This window comes from Achromobacter sp. HZ34 (assembly GCF_002209485.1).
Taxonomy (GTDB): Bacteria; Pseudomonadota; Gammaproteobacteria; order Burkholderiales; family Burkholderiaceae_B; genus Bordetella_C.
This window is the reverse complement of record NZ_NJIX01000002.1, coordinates 1,166,325-1,180,743: the sequence shown is the minus strand read 5'-3', so window position 1 is coordinate 1,180,743 and position 14,419 is coordinate 1,166,325. Positions and strand designations below refer to the sequence as shown.

General features: G+C 66.2%; 14 protein-coding genes. 4 read left to right on the top strand and 10 right to left on the bottom strand.

From position 1 onward, the window contains the following. Positions 1-19 precede the first annotated feature (19 nt). Complete coding sequence (locus CEY05_RS11985; RefSeq protein ID WP_088600991.1) at positions 20-409, top strand: hypothetical protein; 390 nt, start codon at positions 20-22, stop codon at positions 407-409. 66 nt (positions 410-475) lie between these two features. On the opposite strand, the gene CEY05_RS11980 is transcribed toward CEY05_RS11985, so the two are convergent. The 9 genes from CEY05_RS11980 to pcaH form a co-directional block, all read right to left on the bottom strand. Continuing rightward, on the bottom strand, positions 476-1,462 hold the full coding sequence (locus tag CEY05_RS11980) for a spore coat U domain-containing protein (protein WP_233161476.1): 987 nt from the start codon (positions 1,460-1,462) through the stop codon (positions 476-478). A 23-nt stretch (positions 1,463-1,485) separates the two neighbouring features. After that, positions 1,486-3,879 (bottom strand): fimbria/pilus outer membrane usher protein, encoded by a 2,394-nt coding sequence (locus CEY05_RS11975; RefSeq protein WP_088600993.1) that lies wholly within the window; start codon positions 3,877-3,879, stop codon positions 1,486-1,488. A gap of 13 nt (positions 3,880-3,892) precedes the next feature. After that, a complete protein-coding gene (locus CEY05_RS11970) occupies positions 3,893-4,627 on the bottom strand; it encodes a molecular chaperone (protein WP_233161475.1) in 735 nt (244 codons plus the stop codon). Position 4,628: 1 nt separating this feature from the next. Next, a complete protein-coding gene (locus tag CEY05_RS11965) occupies positions 4,629-5,129 on the bottom strand; it encodes a spore coat U domain-containing protein (RefSeq protein WP_369825935.1) in 501 nt (166 codons plus the stop codon). A 344-nt stretch (positions 5,130-5,473) separates the two neighbouring features. Continuing rightward, the gene (gene gorA / locus CEY05_RS11960) at positions 5,474-6,823 is read right to left on the bottom strand and encodes a glutathione-disulfide reductase (protein WP_088600995.1); all 1,350 of its coding nucleotides are present in this window, start codon (positions 6,821-6,823) and stop codon (positions 5,474-5,476) included. 217 nt (positions 6,824-7,040) lie between these two features. Further along, complete coding sequence (gene pcaC, locus CEY05_RS11955; protein WP_233161474.1) at positions 7,041-7,445, bottom strand: 4-carboxymuconolactone decarboxylase; 405 nt, start codon at positions 7,443-7,445, stop codon at positions 7,041-7,043. 123 nt (positions 7,446-7,568) lie between these two features. Next, the gene (locus tag CEY05_RS11950; protein WP_369825924.1) at positions 7,569-9,047 is read right to left on the bottom strand and encodes a 3-carboxy-cis,cis-muconate cycloisomerase; all 1,479 of its coding nucleotides are present in this window, start codon (positions 9,045-9,047) and stop codon (positions 7,569-7,571) included. A gap of 110 nt (positions 9,048-9,157) precedes the next feature. Next, positions 9,158-9,730 (bottom strand): protocatechuate 3,4-dioxygenase subunit alpha, encoded by a 573-nt coding sequence (gene pcaG / locus CEY05_RS11945; RefSeq protein ID WP_088600997.1) that lies wholly within the window; start codon positions 9,728-9,730, stop codon positions 9,158-9,160. A gap of 4 nt (positions 9,731-9,734) precedes the next feature. Further along, a complete protein-coding gene (pcaH, locus tag CEY05_RS11940) occupies positions 9,735-10,436 on the bottom strand; it encodes a protocatechuate 3,4-dioxygenase subunit beta (RefSeq protein WP_088600998.1) in 702 nt (233 codons plus the stop codon). Positions 10,437-10,544: 108 nt separating this feature from the next. On the opposite strand from pcaH, the gene CEY05_RS11935 reads away from it, so the two are divergent. After that, positions 10,545-11,468, top strand: a complete 924-nt coding sequence (locus tag CEY05_RS11935; RefSeq protein WP_088600999.1) for a LysR substrate-binding domain-containing protein — start codon at positions 10,545-10,547, stop codon at positions 11,466-11,468. A gap of 55 nt (positions 11,469-11,523) precedes the next feature. Here the strand turns inward: CEY05_RS11935 and CEY05_RS11930 are convergent, their stop codons facing one another. Further along, positions 11,524-12,306, bottom strand: a complete 783-nt coding sequence (locus CEY05_RS11930) for an IclR family transcriptional regulator (protein ID WP_088601000.1) — start codon at positions 12,304-12,306, stop codon at positions 11,524-11,526. 296 nt (positions 12,307-12,602) lie between these two features. Here CEY05_RS11930 and CEY05_RS11925 point away from each other — a divergent pair, with 296 nt between their 5' ends. Beyond that, positions 12,603-13,907 carry an MFS transporter gene (locus CEY05_RS11925; RefSeq protein WP_088601001.1) on the top strand — a complete coding sequence of 435 codons (1,305 nt, stop codon included), beginning with the start codon at positions 12,603-12,605 and terminating at the stop codon, positions 13,905-13,907. Positions 13,908-13,943: 36 nt separating this feature from the next. Next, complete coding sequence (locus CEY05_RS11920) at positions 13,944-14,384, top strand: type II 3-dehydroquinate dehydratase (RefSeq protein ID WP_088601002.1); 441 nt, start codon at positions 13,944-13,946, stop codon at positions 14,382-14,384. Positions 14,385-14,419 lie beyond the last annotated feature (35 nt).

The window sequence follows — 14,419 nt, the reverse complement described above, 5'->3', positions numbered from 1 at the left end:
TACTGCAAGGCAGTTCGGCATGAAGCCCCATTTTTTCTTTTCCTCCGTAGCGCGCAGGGCGACCGTGGCGACCCTTGCCGCGGTGTCGGTGGTCGTGCTTGCGGCCCCGTTCCTGCCTGGCCAGGCGGACGCAGCCGTGATGGGACCCTCCGCCGACCTGGCGGTCAGCTTCACCATCCAGAGCACCTGTAGCGTGCAGAGCCGGGATCTGCTGCGCCAGCCGCAGGCGGGGCCCGACGTGACCTGCCTGCATGACGAGGTTTCCAATATCGCCATGCAAAGCGCCTTGCCCTCGGCCACGGCGGTCGATACGGCAGCCGCCAATGGTGCCGCCCCCGAAAACGAAAGCGCGGCGACGGGCGCCGCCAATGCCGCCATCGGCGCAGCCACCTGGGTCGTGACGTTCTAAGCCTGGCGCCTGGCAGGCGCCGCCCCCCGCGCGCCGCGATGCAACAAAGGCGCCGCGCCTTGCCCATCAAAAATAAATCGTGGCCTGGACCTGGTCGCTGTACGAGCCCGGCGTCGGCCCGCCTGCCTGCGCGGCCACTCTGCCATAGACCGTGACGGTCTGTGCCGTGCCGGTGCCCAGCCCGGTCACCATTGACGTGCCGGCGGTGCCGTCGCCCCACGGAATCGAATACGCCGCATCGGTATAAAGCTGATAGGGCACGCGCTGACTGGCCGTCCCCCCGGACAACTGCATGTTGCGCGCGGCGACCGTCCCATTGGCGCCCCCGTTGAGCGCGATCCGGTAAGCAGCGTTGTTGGTGCACTGGACCGTCAACTGGCTGGTGGTCCTGCGCTCCGCGGTGATCAACCCCGTCGACCCGAAGTTCATGGCGGTGGCGGAGATCAGGCAGTCGTTGATGACGGACGCCGTGATGGTCGGCGTGAAGGTGCCCTGCGGCGTCAGCGTGCTGCAGGCGGGCGCCGTGCCCAGCAGGTAGTAGGAATACGCAATGGTGGCCACGCCGGCGAAGCTTTCCGTATAGGTCGTGGCTTCGTTGTTGACGGTAGGCACCGTAAGCTGGCTGGGCAGTGTCTGCGCGTTGATGGTCACATTGGTGGACGCCACGGTACCCAGCAGCGGCTGCTGCAGGACCACCGAGATCGGCGTGGTGGACGTCGCGGTCGACCCCCATAGCGGGCTGTAGCCCACATTGGCGGCGATGCGGTATTGCAGCCGGTTGCTGCCATTGCCCAGCGTGCGCGGGTTCTGCCCGGTGGAGGTACTGCCGGTGCCCAGGTTGACGCAGACCTGCGCGTTGGGCGCCAGGTTCAACAGCCCCCATGTGCAGGTGACCGTCAGCGTGGCGCTGCCGGTATAGCTGACGCCGCGCACGGGACTGACGGAGGGGATGTTCAGCGGCGTCATCGCGGCGGAGCAGGTTTGCGCGGACGCGGTCGGCGCTATCGCGCACAGTGCAAGCACCAGAGCCAATGCCAGTAAGGGGGACCGCAAGCCTCTCAAGCCTTTGATGCAATTCACTTGCGCCCCCCAGCCGGCGTCGCGGCCCCGCAGGGGTAGGGCCCCAGTGTGGGCAAGGACCCGTCCTGCGGCCGCTGGTACGCGACGCTCACGCTGCAACTCAACTTGTCGTTGGTGACCGTGAGCGTATTGCGCGCGGCCAGGCCGTCGACGAAGGTGATGCCGTCGTAGCCGACGATGGTGTCGCTATTGCCTTCCACGAAATGGACCCGGGTGCCGACCGGCAAGGGCTGGCCGTCCGTGCCATGCAGGATGATGGACGCGGCGGAATAGCGCGTCACGCCAAAGCGGGTGACCACGCCCGACAGCGTCTGCGGAACCACGTCCTGTTCGGTGCTTTCGATCCGCGCATCCGGCGGCAGCTTCAGGCTGTCGATGCCCACCTGGTTGTGCTGGTATGAATTCAGGTTGGGCACCAGCAGATAGCCGTTGCTGCCCGTCTTGCCGATCACGCGGTTCTGGCTCAGCACGGGTATGCCGCCGACGCCGTCGGTGGACACCAGGGTGAAGCCGTCGTAGATCTGCCGCGCGGCCTCGACGTGGCCGTCCATCAGCACCACGCTGCCGTTCAGGTCCAGGCCCAGGCTGTCTTCGCCGCCATAGCTCTGCGCGGTGGCCGTGATCTGGCCGTAGCGGCCCAGGTACTGGCCCCAGCCCTGGCGATAGTCGGCGGGGCCGTTACGCCCGGTCTGCAAGCCCCAGCCCCAGCCGCCGCCGTAGTCCGGTGTCTGTACCGCGCCGACGTTGTAGGTGGATTCGCCGTTCTGCCGCCCCACGCTGGCGCTGCCGGAACGGCCGTCGCCCAGGCCGATGCTCACGGAGAAGAAGACGCCGTTGGAATTGCCCTGGCCGAAGTCCTTGAAGGCGTTGACGTTGAACGTCACCTGGCTGCCGGCGTTATACGACCAGGCCACCGAGCCCACGCGGGATTTGTCCACGCCGGGGTAGGCCACGCTCAGCAGGCTCACCGCCACGGTCTGGCGCTGGCCCAGCGGTACCGCCACCGTGACGCGGTCGTCGCTGTCGGCCACTGGCGTGCCGTCGACGGCGGCGGAGGCCAGGTCGCCGTAGTTGCCGATCTTGCGCGTGGTGCGCGCGTCCAGCGAGAAGTCGGACCGGATGTATTGATAGCCTATGCTGGCCTGCATACCGGTGTTGCGGCCGCTGCTGCCGGCCAGCGAGCCGTTCAGCACGCCGGCCGAGCCCAGTCGTACCAGGGCGCCGCCGCCGGCGTTGTAGATGCCGGTGCTGGCTTCGGCATGGCCTTCGAGAGTCAGGGCGTCGCTGATGCCGTAACGCACGGAGCCGCTGCCGGCCGGGTCGCGGTTGTAGTCGAACGACGTCAGGCCGTAGTTGCGCCGCAGGAAGCCCAACTCGGCCGAATAGCTGGACAAGCCTGCCGACAGCATGCGCGAGTCGATATAGATGGGCAGGGTCGTGGAAATCGGCCGGCCCAGCGCGTCGCGGGTCACCACGCTGGCGGTGCCGGCACCGGTGATGCCGGGCACGCTGTTGACGACGAAGGGGCCGCTGGGGACGTTGCCGGAGTACTGCCGCACGTTGTTGATGTAGACGTCCACGGCCGACGGCACCACCGCGCTGCCGCCCAGGTTGGGCAGGGGAAAGGTGACCAGGTCGGGCCGCAATGCGAAGTTGCGGCGCCATTGCAGGCCGCCCAGGCGGATGGAACGCGACCAGTCCAGCGAGGACGAGATCATGTCGCCGATCTGCGTAGTGCGCAGGTCGGTGGGGTCGGACTTGATCCAGGCCGTGTCGTAGCGGATGTATTTACGTTGCGGGCCGTACAGGTAACCGATGCCGGTATTGGACAACACGCCTTCCGGTGAGAAATAGCGTTCCTCGGTCCATATCGCCAGGCTGTCGCGGCCTTGCGTCTGCGCGTAGGCGTCATAGTTGAGCAGCAGGCCGCGGCTGGAACGTGCCGGCGGGGTGGGCTGCAGGCCGCGCGTGTCCACACCGTAGGGCCGGCGCAGCCGGTCGGGCATGCGCAGGTCGACCGACTGCTGCGCGGGGTCGTAGCGGTAGGTCAGGCCGTTGATGCGATCCAGCGGCACATCGGTGTCCGCCGTGCCGGCGGGCAGGCCTGTTTCAGCCAGGCCCAGGTCCAGCAGATCCTTGCGCGAGGCATAAAGCCGCCCGCCCGCCTCTCGGAAACGGGAGATCAGCGCGGTCGCTTCCCCATTGAAACTCACGGTCAGGTAAACCTCATGCGTGGCCGCCGTCGGGCTGCCGGGCCGCTGCGGCGGCGCGGCGCGCTGTGCTTGTACGTCGGCCTGTGCCTCTGCCTGCGGCGGCAGCGCCAGCGCGGCCAGGCAGGCGCTGGCCGCCGCCAGTCCTTGCCATGCGCGGATGTGCTGCCGGCCAGCCATGCCCCCCTCGCCTTCACGGCCCCGGCGACAAGGTCACGGCGGCTTCGGCGGGATTGGCGTTGATGCGGGCGCGCAGTTTCAGCGGTGCTTTCAGCACGGCATCGGGAGGTAGCGACAACTGCCAGCGTCGCGTGCGGCCGGCCAGCGCATAGCCCAGCAAACCCTTGTTGATGTCGTAGACGCGCTCCCCGGAAACCAGCTGGACGGCGGCAACCTGGGCATGCCGTCCGCCGTCGTTACGGGCTTCCAATACCCACTGCCCGCCGACGCGTTGGGCCGTCCAAGCCAGAGTCGGCGGCGACACGGCGCCAGGTGTGATGAAGATAGGCACCGAGTAACGCAGCCGCACCGTGACGCCGGACTGCGTGCCCAGCTCCGGCGGTGCGATTTCGTCGATCAGGATGCGGAAAGTCTGTTCGGCCTGTGGGGCCTGGGGGCCTGTGCGCAGCAGGCGAATGATCTGGCGCGCGCCCGGGCCCATTTCGATCAGGGGCGGGCTGGCCACCATGTCCTGGGTGGGCGCCAGGGCGTCCTCGCCGTTGGCCTGGTCCCAGCGGAAGACCCGCACCTGGCCATAGATGGGCTCGCTGCCGTCGTTGCTCAGGGTGATGGCGGTGGCGGTCTCGTCGGGGCGCAAATTGACCATGACCGGCGTGATCTGCAGGCTGGCGGCGTGCGCGGTGGTTGCCGTGGCAAATACGTAGAACAGCGCGTAGAACAGGGCGCCCGCGAAGGCGTTGCGGCCCACGTCAGAAGAAGACCGTGGCGGTGACCGTGCTCTGGTAAGTATCCGGCCGCGGCGTGTTCTGCGGGGCAACCTGGCCGTACACCGTCAAGGTCTGTGCCGCGCCCGTTCCCGTGCCGGCCACCGTGTTGGTGCTCTGGGTATTGCCCCAGACCGTGGTGCGGCCGGCGTCCTGGTACAACTGGTACGCCACCGTGGTGCCGGTATTGCCCGTGGCGGTGCCCGCCAGCAGGCGCGCCGCCACGGTCGAACCGGTGACGGTGCCGGCATCCAGGCCGATGTTGTAGGGGGTGGTGTTGGTGCAGGTGACGGCCAGCGTGGTCTGTTGGTTGACCGCGGTGGCCAGCACGCCTTGCGAGCCGAAGGCCAGGGGATTGGCGGCGATGGTGCAGTTTGCCGCGATCGTCAGCGTGACCGCGAACGTGGCGGTGTTGGTGCCGTTGCTGTAGACCGCCGCATAGCCCTGGATCGGCGCCGTGGCGAACGCGGCCGCCAGCACGGACATGGAAACGCGATTTACGTATTTCATTGTCTTCCCCAGCCATCTCTGTTGCGGCGGCTTGTCGTTACGGCCGCCCGAGGTTGCACAAGTCCTTGCGCTCCGAGGGCAGTGGGGGGGGGGCGGGTCATGCTTAGGGCCTAATCCTCCTGCCTACGCAGTGCCTCTAGGGTGACGAAGATTAGGGGTGGGATATGTAAGGGTATGTCTTTCAATGTGACACCAATTGTCGATTCTGGCAGTATTCTTGCAATTTCCAACAAGGAATTGCCGAGGAAGAGCTTTTAATGGTTACAAACTAACTCTTCCTAACCTTTCGGTATTCGCGATTGTGTCGAGATCCCGCCGCATCACCGCATCGTGACGAACTCTTCCGATGCAGTGGGATGGATCGCCACGGTGTCGTCGAAATCCTTCTTGGTGGCGCCCATTTTCAGGGCCACTGCGAAGCCCTGCAGGATTTCATCCATGCCATAGCCGATGCCATGGATGCCGACGATGCGCTCCTCCGGCCCCACGCACACCAGCTTCATGCGCGCCGGCTGCCGATGCCTGGTGACTGCCGTGTACATGGCCGTGAAGCCGGATTGGTAGACCTTCACCTGCTGATCGCCGTGGCGCGCGCGCGCCTGCGGTTCGGTCAGGCCTACCGTGCCGATGGGCGGGTGGCTGAACACCACGGTGGGGACGTTCTCGTAGTTCAGATGTTCGTCGGGCTTGTTGTTGAACAGCCGTTCCGACAGGCGCCGGCCGGCTGCCACGGCGACGGGAGTCAGCTCGATCTTGCCGGTGATGTCGCCCACCGCGTAGATGTGCGGTACGTTGGTGCGTTCGTATTTGTCGGATTCGATGTAGCCGCGCCCGTCGACGCGGACACCGGCGGCGTCCAGGCCCAGGCCGCTGGTATCGGGTACGCGGCCGATGGCCCACACGATGCAGTCGACGACGCACATCTCGCCGTTGTCCAATTGCAGGGTCAGGCTGCCATCCGCATTCTTCAAGACGGCCTTGGGCACGGACTGGCGGTGGACCTCGGGGCCTTCGGTATCCATGATCTGCATCAAGGTTTCCCGCAACATGGGATCGAAGTTGCGTAGAGCGGAGTCCTTGCGTACGAACAGGTGGGTCTTCGCGCCCAGGCCGTGCATGACGCCAGCCAGTTCCACGGCGATGTAGCCGGCGCCGACCACGGCGATGCGGGGCGGCAGGCTGGGCAGGTCGAAGAAACCGTCGGAGTCGATACCCAGGTCGGCGCCCGGGATGTCCGGCCACGCCGGCTGGGTGCCCGTGGCGATCAGGATGTGGTCGGCGGTGATGCGTTCGCCGTTCACTTCGATGGTGTGGGAATCGATGAAGCGGCCGTAGCCGCGGATGACGTCCACCTTGTTGCGATCCAGGCCGGATTCGTAGGAGGCGTGGATGCGATGGATGTAGGCGGTACGGTTCTCGATCAGGCGGGCCCAGTCGAAGCGTTCGACCTTGGTGTCGTAGCCGTAGTCCGGGCCGTACTGGTGGATGGCCTCGGCGATCTGCGACGCGTGCCACATGACTTTCTTCGGTACGCAGCCCACGTTGACGCAGGTGCCGCCGAGTTCTTTCGCCTCGATCAGCGCGCACTTCTTGCCGTAAGAGGCCGCCCGGTTGACCGAGGCGATGCCGCCGCTACCGCCGCCGATGGCGATGTAGTCGTAGTGCTTCATCGATAGATACCTTGAATGAATGGATACTTGCGGCACGGGCGGCGGGTGGGCCTGCCCGGCCATGGCGGGACGAGTATCGCATTCATTGGCCCGGCGGGTCCTGAAAACCGGGTTCGCAGGCGGGGATCAGGCCAGGTGTAGGTTGTTGCTGGACTCAACCCAGGCCCGGCTGGGCGGTGCGGTGCGCGTCCGGCCCGGCCCGGGCCCAGGCCCTCCTTCAGGTCTCGCCCGAGGCGTCCTGGCTGGTGAATATTTCTTCCGCCAAATGGAAGGCGGAGTTGGCTGCCGGGACGCCGCAATAGATGGCGGTCTGCAGCAGCACTTCCTTGATTTCGTCACGCGTGACGCCGTTGTTGCGCGCCGCGCGCAGGTGCAGTTTCAATTCCTCGTTGCGGTTCAGCGCCACCATCAGGCCTATGGTCAGCAGGCTGCGCGTGTGGCGCGGCAGCCCTTCACGCGTCCAGATCTCGCCCCAGGCGTAGCGCGTGATGAGATTCTGGAATTCTTCGTTTACCGGCGTCAGGCGCTGCAGCGACCGGTCCACGTGTTCGGTGCCAAGCACTTCGCGGCGCACCTGCAGGCCGGCTTCATAGCGTTCGGTGTCATTCTCTGGGGCAGGCAAGATTGTCTCCGTAATGGGGTGTTTCATGCGGCTGGCGCAGCCGACGATGCCGCGCCAACGTGGCGGCCGCCACCGGGCAGCGCCTGGTCGCTCATCGCGGCCATGATGCCAAGGCGGGCTAGCTTACCCGCCAGGGACGGTTCCACGGGCATTGTCCGCTCGCGCCGCCTGCCATTCGGCCAGCGCCGCATCGACGAAATGCGCGGCCTGGCCAGTGTAGCGGGTGGGATCGCCGAGGCTGTCCAGGGTGGCGGCATCCAGCAGGCCGCCCAGGGCCGGGTCGGCGGCCAGGCGATCCTGCAGCGCCTGGCGCAGCGTCATGCCCGTGGCCGTGGCCGCGCGCGCGGCCTGCTCCACCAGATGATGCGCCGGCAGGCGGCCCAGGCGCTCGCCCAGGGCCAGCATGTAGGCCTCGCCCATGATCAGGCCGCCGGTCATGTCCAGATTCGCACGCATGCGGGCTTCATCCACCTGCAGCCCCGCGATCACTTCGCCCATCTGCCGCAGCGCGCCGGCGGCCAGTATGACGAGGGTGGGCAGGGTGTCCCATTCCGCCTGCCAGGCTCCGAGTGCGCGTTCGTGCTCCTGCGGCATCGCGGCGAATAGCGTGGCCACCAGCGCCGGCACGCGCGTGGCGATGGTGAGGACGGCGGCACAGCCCACGGGATTGCGCTTGTGCGGCATGGTGCTGGAGCCGCCCCGGCCGGCGCCCACCGGTTCCGCGACCTCCGCGACTTCGGTCTGCATCATCAAGGAGATATCGCGCGCCATCTTGCCCAGCGTGCCGCACAGCATGCCCAGGGTGCTGGCGACTTCGACCAGGCGATCGCGATGGGTATGCCAGGGCAGGGCCGGTGGCGACAGCGCCAGCTCGTCCGCCATGCAAGCGGCGACGTCGGGCGCCTGAGGGCCCAGGCTGGCCAGCGTTCCCGCCGCGCCGCCGAATTGCAGCGTGCGCACGCGCAGGCGGGTGGCGTGCAGGCGGGCCAGGTCGCGGCGCAGGGCGTCGAGCCAGCCGGCGGCCTTCAGGCCGAAGGTGGTGGGCAGGGCGTGCTGTTGCCAGGTACGCGCCACCATGACCGTGTCGCGATGGCGGCGGGCCAGGGTGGCGCAGTCATCCGCCAGCCGTAGCAGTTGCGCGTCCTGGCGTTGCAGGGCGTCGACCAGTTGCAGCACCAGTGCCGTATCGAGAATGTCCTGGCTGGTCGCGCCCCAGTGTACGTAGCGGGCGGCTTCCTGGTCCTGGGCCGCCACCGCGGCGGTCAGCTGCTTGACGAAGGGAATCGCCAGATTGCCCGCCGCCACCGCAGCCTGCGCCAAGGCATCCGCGTCGATGACGGTATGCCGGACGCCGCCGTGGCCGGTCACGTGCTTGCGCTCGACGCCGTGGCCGTCGGCGGCATTGTCATCTGCCGCCAGGCATACCTGCGTAATCGTCGCCGCCGCGGCGGCGGGAATCACCCCGCAACGGGCCTCGGCGCGTGCCAGCGCGGCTTCGACATCGAGCATGCGGCGAATGAAACCCTGCGCGGAAAAAATCTCCAACGCTTCAGGACTGCCAAACATGGGGGCCGTGAGCCCAAAGCCTGCAAAGCTGGGCATGCATCTTCTCTCTTCGTATTGATCACTGTTGTCTCTCCAAGGGGGAGACAACGTTTTCTTTCCATCCTGGGCCCATGCGGTCTGCCCTTGGGGAGACCTCATTCAACCAATCAGATATCGAAGAAAACCGTCTCCCCTTCGCCTTGCAGCACGATGTCCCACTGCAGCACGTGATGGCTCCCCGGCCGCGCGATCAGCGTAGCGCGGCGCTCGACGGGCACCCGCCGCAATACATCGTCCTTGGCATTGGCCGCTTCCTCGTCAGGAAAATACAAGCGCGTGGCGACATGCTTGAGCAGGCCTCGCATGAATACCGACACCAGGATATGCGGCGCCTGCGGGGCGCCATGCACGTCCGGCACCGGCCCGGGCTTCACCGTGACGAAGCGGAAGGACCCGTCCTCCCCCGTGGGCACACGCCCGAAGCCCGTGAACCCGTCGACCAGCGGCAAGGCTTCCCGCGTGTCGTCCGGATGATCGTAGCGGCCATGCGGATTGGCCTGCCATATCTCCACCATGCCGTCGGGCACGGCAGCGCCTTGCCCATCGAGCACACGGCCCTCGATCACGATACGGCGGTCGTGCAGGCTGGCGGCAGCGTGAGTGAGGTCGTCGCAATAGCGGTCCGCCAGGCCGATATGCAGATAGGGTCCTACGGTTTGGGATGCGGTGGCGTAAAGCATGGTCTCACTCCATCGGCGTGGCGTCGCGGCCGCGCAGCACGATATCGAAACGGTAGCCCAGCGCGTACTCGGGCTGCGTGGTTTCCCAGTCGAAGGTGGCGATCAGGCGCTCGCGCGCCTTGGTATCCGGCACACAGTTGAAGATCGGATCGAAGGCCAGCAGCGGGTCGCCAGGGAAGTACATCTGCGTGACCAGCCGGGTCGCATACGCGCGTCCGAACAGCGAAAAATGGATGTGCTGCGGACGCCAGCCGTTGTAATGGTTGCGCCAGGGGTAGGCACCCGGCTTGATGGTCTTGAATTGATAGCGGCCCTGATCGTCAGTCACCACGCGCCCCTCGCCGGAGAAGTGCGGGTCCAGCGGCGCATCGTGCTGGTCGCGTTCGTGCACATAGCGGCCGGACGCGTTGGCTTGCCAGATCTCGATCAAGGCATGCGGAACGGGGCGGCCGTTTTCGTCGAGTACGCGGCCGCTGACCAGGATGCGTTCGCCGACAGGCTGGCCGCCGTGGCCCGCCGTCAGGTCGTTGTCGTCGCGTCTAACGAATGACGTGTCCAGCCCGGGGCCCGTCACTTCAGACAAGGACTGCGGCAGGATGACCAGCGGCTGCTGGGGCGAACGCAAATGGGTCGAACCGTAGGGATCGAAGCGGTATGCAGGTTGGGTGTCCCAATAGGGACGGCGGTACTGGGCCGGGCGGGTCATCGCATCTGTCTCCGTCTATTTATCGTTGGATGGCTAATTTCCAGGACTATGGGGCGATAGATAATTCATGTAAATTGAGTTATCGCGTGTTTTGCATGAAATTTAATTATGGAAAGTGCACTTTCCCCTTTCCGTTCCCGCGTGCGTCTGCGGCATCTCCAGTGCTTCGTGACCGTGGCGCAGACGGGCCACCTGGGGCGTGCCGGTGCGCAGCTGGGCCTGACCCAGCCGGCGGTCTCCAAGACGTTGACCGAACTGGAGGACATGGTGGGTATGCGCCTGCTGACGCGCCAGCGCGCCGGCACCTCGCTGACGGCGCAAGGCATGCGCTTTCTGCGGCATGCGTTGCGCGTCATGGAAGGCCTGGACGCCGCCGCGGAAAGTCTCGACGGCGCCGCCACGCACCCGGTCGAATGCGTTCGTATCGGCGCCTTGCCCAGCATCGTCCCGGCCCTATTGCTCGATGCCGTCAACGCCTTCCGGCAACGCCATCCAGACGTCGGCCTGACCGTGCGCACGGACATGAACCGCATGCTGATCGACAGCCTGAAGGCCGACGTTTTCGACCTGGTCCTGGGCCGCATGGACGACCCGGCCGCAATGGAAGGCCTGTGGTTCGAATCGCTGGGGCCGGAGCCGCTCTTGTTCGCCGTGCGCACGGGCCATCCCCTGGCGCGCGCCAGCGTCGGGCTGGCCGACGCCGTGGCTTGGCCGCTGGTGGTGCCGGCCTTGGGTTCCATCCCGCGCCACAGCCTGGAAAGCCTGCTGGCGCGGCACGGACTGTCCCTGCCGCGCGGCTGCCTGGAAACGGCCGACGCCTACCTGGGCAGCCTGGTCACACGCACCACGGACAGCGTCTGGGCCGCGCCTACGTCAGCCATCAAACGGCTGGCGGGTGAGGGCGCGTTGACCGTCCTGCCGATCGTGACGCAAGGCACCGAAGAACCGATAGGCCTGCTGCGGCGCGCCGACCGCGCCTTGAGCACGCCGACGGAAGCCTTCGCGCGCGAAGTGCGCGGGATCATCGCATGACCCGCCATCGCGTGGCCCGCTCATCGCATGAGCCGTTCATCGCCTGAATCCATCATCACTTGAACCGTTCGAACAAGGGCGAAGCATGGCTGGCGGCGGCCAGTTCCGCCGCGGCCGCCAACAGGGCGGAGCCCAGCGCCGCCATGCGTTTTTCATCCAGCCGGATCAAGGGCCCGGCGATGCTGATCACACCCGTGGCCGGATAGCCCTTGCGCATGATGGGCGCCGCCATCGCGGTCATGCCCGGCGCGAAGACTTCCACGATGGTCGCATAGCCCCGCTTGCGCGCGGCAGCCAGGAAGGCCAGCAAGCCGTTGATGGTGGTCGGCGCCGCCGGTCCGAAGTCCTTGGGCGGTCCGAAGCCTTGCCGGCTCACCAATTCCACGGCGCGTTCGTCGGACATGGTCATCATCCACGCGTGGCCGGTGGCCGTGCAGGACAGTCGCGTGTCCATGCCCATGTCAGGATCGTATTTGAGCCCCTTGATGGCCCCCTGCGCCTTGGCCACCCAGGTGATGCGATCGCCATCGACCAGCGCCATGCGCACCAGTTCACCGGAGGTTTCCGCCAGACGGTCCAGGGTGGTTTGCGCCATGTCGACGATGCCCGACGTGCTGAGAAAACTCAGTCCCAGGCCCACCAGCTTGGTGGTCAGGACGTAGTCGCCGTGCTCGCGCAGCTGGCGGACGTAGCCATGGCTCTTGAGGTCGGTCAACAAACGATGGCAAGCGCTGCGGGGGATATCCAGCTCGTCGGCGATGAAGGCCAACGGCGTGCCGCCGACCTGTCCGGCCAGCAGTTCGAGTATGGCCAGCGTGCGCTCCATGACACCGCTCATTGCCTGTCTCCTGGTTCTATTTTTTCGCATTGTGGCATGCGATTCCACTTCGGAACAGGGTTCCAATTCTGTCATTAAGATCCTCATCGCCGGTTTGACGCGCGCCACAGCGCGCGGCCGGTGGCGGTAGCCGGCGACACGACAGCTGGCAGCGCCATGCCGATATAACGGGACAGGAGACAGGAATGAATCAAGCGTCGAGCGCCACCACGGCGGCAACACCATCGAGCACCGCGCCATCTACACCAACGCCGGCAACGGCGTCCGCCTCACCGGCGCAGGGCAGCGACAGCGCCATGCAGACCCGCGCGGTAACCGCCGCGACCATAGGCACGGCTTTGGAGTGGACGGATTTCGCGCTATACGGCGCACTGGCCGCCACGGTCTTGCCCAAATTGTTCTTCCCCGCGATGGAGCCGACGTCGGCCTTGCTGGCCTCGCTCGCCACCTTCGGCGTGGGCCTGGCCGCGCGGCCACTGGGCGCCATCGTCTGCGGATCGCTGGGCGACAAGTTCGGCCGCCGCAACCTGATGCTGGCAACGGTTTCGGTGATGGGCCTGTCCTCCTTCCTGATGGGCCTGCTGCCCACCTATGCGCAGATCGGCGTCTGGGCGCCCATCCTGCTGGTGCTGCTGCGCATCGTGCAGGGCTTCGCGCTGGGCGGCGAGTCCACCGGCGGCCAGTTGATGGCCATCGAACACGCCAGCGCCGATCGGCGCGGCAAGTACTCCGGCCTGCGCGGCATCTGTTCGCCCATTAGCCAGATCGTCGCCAATGCCGTGCTGTTCGGCCTGTCCGCGTCCATGTCCGCCGACGCCTTCGAGGCGTGGGGGTGGCGGGTGCCTTTCCTGGCCAGCTTCCTGCTGGTGATCGTGGGGGTCTACATCCGGCTCAAGGTGCATGAGACGCCGGCCTTTGTGCAGATGCAGCGATCCAGCAATGTCGTCGAGGTCAGCAATCCGTTGCGCGATGCCGTGCGCTTCCACTACAAGCCGCTGCTGCGCTGGATGTTGTTCTTCTGCGGGCCGGCCGCCTTGTTCTACCTGATCGTGGTGTTCTCGCTCAGCTACATCACCAAGACCCTGGGCGTGCCCAAGCAGGATGCCTTCATGCTGTTGATGGGTGCCAATGTGTTCGCCATCGGCGGCGCCTTGCTGGGTGGCACGCTCAGCGACCGCATCGGCCGCAAGAAGGCGCTGGCCCTGGGATCCATCGCCACGCTGCTGATCTCGCTGGTCTATTTCTCCGTGCTGGACACCAGGAGCTTCGTGCCCATGCTGCTGATCATGGGCCTCTTCCTGGGCTTCACCCAATACCAGAGCGGCATCCAGCCCGTGGCGTTCGCCGAGGCCTTTCCGACCAATGTGCGCTACTCGGGATCGGCACTGGCCTATACGGGCGCGAACCTGTTGACCGGCGGCCCCATGCCCATGGTGGCGGTGTGGCTGCTGTCCATCAGCAATGGGTCGCCCTGGGCGGTGGTGGCCCTGGTCGCCACCCTGAACGTGATATCGCTGATCGCCATCCTGTGGGGACCGGAAACCCGGGGCATCGACATGAATCGTACCGACTCCGCCACCCGCCTCGGCAACAGCCGTTGAACCGTATTTCCATCGCAACACGACAAGCAGAACACCATGTCCGAACTCGTATACGTACTGAACGGTCCCAACCTCAACATGCTGGGCAAGCGCGAGCCGCATCTATACGGCCACACCACCTTGGCGCAGATTGAAGCCGACGTCATGGCGCTGGCCGAGACCCTGGGCCTGCGCTGCCATTTCCGCCAGACCAATAGCGAATCCGTGATGGTCGACTGGCTGCAGGAGGCGTTCGAGGCGAATGCCGGCGTCATCCTCAATCCCGCCGGTTTTTCCTTTTTCTCCGTGCCGGTGCTGGATGGCGCCAAGTTGCAGAGCCGGCCCTTGATCGAGGTGCACATCACCAATATCCACAAACGCGATGAGCTATATCGGCATTCGCTCATTTCGACCGTGGCCACAGGCGTGATCGCGGGCTTGGGCGTGCAGGGCTACACCCTGGCCCTGCAGGCCATGGCGCAGCAACTGCGGGCTTGACGCTGCGCTGGCGGCAGCCTGGCAACCCGGGCGCG